The following is a 4,657-nucleotide window of genomic DNA, read 5'->3' on the forward strand; positions in this document are numbered from 1 at the left end:
TTAGCGAGACCCCGTCTGGACCGAGCACCGCAGGTTGCCCGTAGCGCAGCGAAGGGACGCAGCAACCAGGGTCGCCTTTTCTTTTGCTTACTTTTCTTTTGGCGAAGCAAAAGAAAAGTGAGTAGCCGCCGGGCTACCCCCGGCCAGCAGGTCTCAGAGGAGAGCGCCCCGCCGGAGCAAGACCGGGCCTTAAAACGTTTCCCAGCTCCCGCCACCGGCCATCGCAAGATCCCCCGCCGGAGCCGTCGACTTGCGCGGCGCCGAAATAGCCTGCCGGACCTGCGGAGGCTGTTTGGGAGTGGCCGGTCGGGCCACGCTGGAACGCTGCTGCTGCGCGGCTGGCGCATGGCCACCGTTGACCTTGAACACGCTGACCACTTGCGACAGGCCGCTGGCCTGCTCCTGCAAGGAGGACGCTGCCGCGGCCGCTTCCTCCACCAGTGCCGCGTTCTGCTGCGTGACCTGGTCCATCTGGGTAATAGCCTGGTTGATCTGCTCAATCCCGGAAGTCTGTTCCTGGCTCGCCGCGGTGATCTCGGCCATGATGTCGGTCACGCGTTTGACGCTGTCGACGATTTCGTCCATGGTTCGGCCGGCTTCGGCAACTTGTTTGCTGCCTTCTTCAACCTTATCGACCGAGTCGCCTATCAGCGTCTTGATTTCCTTGGCGGCGGCGGCACTGCGCTGGGCCAGGTTGCGCACTTCAGCCGCAACCACCGCAAAGCCCCTGCCCTGTTCACCGGCACGGGCCGCTTCGACAGCGGCATTCAAAGCCAGGATATTGGTCTGGAAAGCAATGCCGTCGATCACACCAATGATGTCGACAATCTTGCGCGAAGAGGCATTGATCGCGCCCATGGTGCCGACCACCTCGGCGACCACACTGCCGCCCTTCACCGCCACGCTCGACGCGGACACGGCCAACTGGTTGGCCTGGCGCGCATTGTCGGCATTCTGCTTGACCGTCGAGGTCAGTTCTTCCATCGAGGCGGCAGTCTCTTCCAGCGAACTGGCCTGTTGTTCCGTGCGCGAAGACAAATCATGGTTACCCGCAGCGATCTGGCTCGAAGCCGTCGCGATGGTGTCGGTCCCGCTGCGCACATTGCCGACAATGCCGACCAGGTTGTCCTGCATGGTCTTCAGGGCTTGCAGCAACTCGGCGGCTTCGTCCCGGCCCACGCTGTGGATGGGCTGGGTCAGGTCGCCGTCGGCGATAAACCGCGCGCTGCGGGCAGCCTGGCGCAAAGGCCCGGTGATGGAGCGGGTCAGCACCAAAGCCGATGCCGCGCCCAGCAGCAAGGCCAGCACCGAACCCACGATCAATATCAAGCGGCCCTGGGCCGCATTCTCTTCGGCCCGCGCCAGGGCGGCGTCATACAGCGTCTGCTGGAACTCCTCGAGTTTGTGGATGCTCTCGCTATAGGCTTCGGCCAGCGGCTTGAGTTCACGCTCGAGCACGGCAGTGACGTCCTCCCCGGCATGCCTTCTTTTGAGCACGGCGGCGCGCGGCGTGCGGTAGGCTTCGCGCGCGGCGTCGATGCTGGCGATGAGTTTTTTGCCCTCTTCCGTCTGGACCAGTTCGACCAGGCGCTTGCGCGAGGCGTTCGAGATTTCCGAGGTCTTGTCCATGTCGGCCTGCCACATCGGGATGCGGCTGGTGTCGGCGTCGAGGATGGACGCCCGCGTGCGTATCCAGTTCAGGTCTATGGTCTGGCGCCACTGCACGGCCATCTTGAGCCTCTCGTTGTCGATCGTTCCGAGCTGCTGGGTCGTGGCGGCCAGGCCCTGCAGGCGCCAGATGCCGGTGACGGAAATCACCGCCATGATGAAAAGAATCAGGCCGAAGGCCAGCCCCAGGCGGCTGCCGACCTTGATGTTGTTGAGTGTCATGATCCAGGCTTTCAAAAATGATGGGTTAAGCAGGGCCGGCTTGTGCTTGCTTTGATGCGGCGGGGGAATCCCTGAAGAGGCTTAAAAGGTTTCCCAGCTGCCGCCACCCGCTATCGCGAGATCGCCATTGGGAGCCGCCGGCTTGCGCGGCGCGGAAATCGCCCGCCGGGCTTGCGGTGGTTGTTTGGGTGTCGCGGCCGGCCTGGCCACGCTACTGCGTTGCTGCTGCGTGGTCGGCGCATGGCCGCCATTGACCTTGAACACGCTGACCACCTGCGACAGGCCGCTGGCCTGCTCCTGCAAGGAAGAAGCCGCAGCGGCCGCCTCCTCCACCAGCGCCGCGTTCTGCTGCGTGACCTGGTCCATCTGGGTGATGGCCTGGTTGATCTGTTCAATGCCCGAGGTTTGTTCCTGGCTCGCCGCCGTGATCTCGGCCATGATGTCGGTCACGCGTTTGACGCTGTCGACAATCTCGTCCATGGTTTTGCCCGCTTCGGCGACCTGCTTGCTGCCCTCTTCGACCTTGTCGACCGAGTCGCCGATGAGCGTCTTGATTTCCTTGGCCGCTGCGGCGCTGCGCTGGGCCAGGTTGCGCACTTCAGCAGCCACCACCGCAAAGCCTCGGCCCTGCTCACCGGCACGGGCGGCTTCCACTGCCGCATTGAGCGCCAGGATATTGGTCTGGAAGGCGATGCCATCAATGACACCAATGATGTCGACGATCTTGCGTGAAGAAGCATTGATCGCCCCCATGGTGCCGACCACCTCGGCGACCACACTGCCGCCCTTGACGGCGACGCTCGAGGCGGACACCGCCAGCTGGTTGGCCTGACGTGCGTTGTCGGCGTTCTGTTTGACGGTCGAGGTCAGCTCTTCCATCGAAGCCGCCGTTTCTTCGAGCGAGCTCGCCTGCTCTTCGGTGCGCGAAGACAAGTCATGGTTGCCGGCCGCGATCTGGCTCGAGGCCGTCGCAATCGTGTCGGTGCCGCTGCGCACATTGCCCACAATACCGACCAGGCTGTCGTTCATGTCCTTGAGCGCCTGCATCAGCTGGCCTGTCTCGTCCTGGCTGTTCACCTCGATGCGGCTTGTCAGGTCGCCGGACGCCACGGTCTGGGCGATCTTCACCGCTTCGTTGATAGGTTGCGTGATGGAACGTGTGATCCACCAGGCGCCCAGGGCTCCCAGCACAATCGCCAATCCGGCCAGCGCCAGCATCAGGTTGCGCGAACCGGTGTACTCGGCTTTGGCTTCATCGAAGGACTTCCGGGACAGCTCGCGCTCGTAGTTGACGATGTCGTCGATGACGGCAATGGCCCTGCGGGTGGCGGGCGCCGACTCGCCCATCATGAGCGCCGTGGCTTCCGCGTTCTTGTTCTGCATCCCGAGCTCGACCACCTTGTTGACCAGCGGCGAGGCCGCCTTGATCGATTGGTCCAGCCTGTCCAGCAGCTCTTTTTCCTTGGCGTCCAGGGAGGACTCGACCAGCACCTTCTTGGCCTTGCCGTATTTTTCACGCGCGGCGGTCAGGCGGTTTTTCTGGTCCTGCATGGCGGCGGGGTCTTCCAGCAGCACGATGGTGCTGACGATCAGCGCGATGTCGCGGAAGTTGTCCACCATCTCGTTGGCCGCGAAATTCTTGACGTTGTTGCCGTCCACGATGCCGCCCAGCCGCTGCTGCACGCCCGACATCGCGTTAAGGCCCAGGCCGGCGATCGCCGCCAGAAGCACCAGGACCCCGAAAAATCCCGATCCCAGGCGTGTCCCTATTTTGAGGTTTGAGAAAGACATGATGTGCTTTGTTATGTGTGTTTCGTGGGGTGAGGCAAACCTAAGCGGTAGCGCGCTCAATCAAGGCCATGTCGCTGCTGGACATGAGCTTGTCGATGTCGACGAGGATGAGCATGCGTTCATCCAGCGTGCCCAGGCCTATGAGGTATTCGGTGTCCAGCAAGGCGCCCATCTCGGGCGCCGGCCTGACCTGCTCGGGGCTCAGCGTGATCACGTCCGAGACGCTGTCCACCACCATGCCCATGATGCGGCTGGCAATGTTCAGGATGATCACCACCGTGAACTGGTCATAACTCGGCGTGCCGAGGTTGAACTTGATGCGCATGTCCACGATCGGCACGATGATGCCGCGCAGGTTGACCACGCCCTTGATGTGTTCGGGCGCATTGGCAATGCGAGTCACCGTGTCGTAGCCGCGCAGCTCCTGTACTTTCTGGATGTCCACGCCGTACTCTTCCTGGCCCAGCGTGAAGGCCAGGAATTCCAGCGCCTTCGCGGCGGCTACGGGGTTGCTGTTGTTGTTTGTCTCGTGCATATGCAGTCCTTGGATGTCGATGGGGTCTCTGTCTATCTGTATGTATGGCTATCGGCCGCTGGCGGTGAAAACTTTAGTTGGCGTTTTCCCGGTGCTTGCTTCAGATAAAGGTTATCAAGCTGTACTAGTTGGAAATCGGGGGATAAGCGTGGAGTTATGGCCTTATCTTCCGGGAAGCCGGGTGGATAAGCCGGTCTTGCTCCGGCGGTGTGCCCTTCTCTTGATCTTGCTGGCCGGGGTTGCCGGCAGCAACTCACTTTCTTTTGCTTCGCCAAAAGAAAGTAAGCAAAGAAAAGGCGACCCGCAGTCTGGGTCCCTACGCTTCGCTTCGGGCAACCTGCGGTGCTCGACTACGGCGGGGTCTCGCTAAACTCGCTACGCTGCGCTTCGCTCAAACAACGCGATCCCTGATCCGCCTACGTCTGCGCTCCTCGGCCCAGC

Annotated in this window: 3 protein-coding genes; all 3 read right to left on the reverse strand. The window is 62.2% G+C overall.

Going from position 1 to position 4,657, the window contains the following annotated elements; genetic code table 11:
- Positions 1-189: 189 nt before the first annotated feature.
- Positions 190-1,890, reverse strand: coding sequence for a methyl-accepting chemotaxis protein (locus AC1D1F_RS24585; protein WP_477677043.1), 1,701 nt, complete (start codon positions 1,888-1,890; stop codon positions 190-192).
- An 81-nt stretch (positions 1,891-1,971) separates the two neighbouring features.
- Positions 1,972-3,681 (reverse strand): methyl-accepting chemotaxis protein, encoded by a 1,710-nt coding sequence (locus tag AC1D1F_RS24590; protein ID WP_477696776.1) that lies wholly within the window; start codon positions 3,679-3,681, stop codon positions 1,972-1,974.
- A 40-nt stretch (positions 3,682-3,721) separates the two neighbouring features.
- A complete protein-coding gene (locus tag AC1D1F_RS24595; RefSeq protein WP_477679187.1) occupies positions 3,722-4,216 on the reverse strand; it encodes a chemotaxis protein CheW in 495 nt (164 codons plus the stop codon).
- Between the last annotated feature and the right edge of the window lie 441 nt (positions 4,217-4,657).

The organism is Polaromonas sp. P1_H6, assembly GCF_056405195.1.

Excerpts from the sequence above, each read along its gene's own strand:
- AC1D1F_RS24585 (WP_477677043.1), bottom strand. The coding sequence starts at position 1,890 with ATGACACTCAACAACATCAAGGTCGGCAGCCGCCTGGGGCTGGCCTTC.
- AC1D1F_RS24590 (WP_477696776.1), bottom strand. The coding sequence starts at position 3,681 with ATGTCTTTCTCAAACCTCAAAATAGGGACACGCCTGGGATCGGGATTT.
- AC1D1F_RS24595 (WP_477679187.1), bottom strand. The coding sequence starts at position 4,216 with ATGCACGAGACAAACAACAACAGCAACCCCGTAGCCGCCGCGAAGGCG.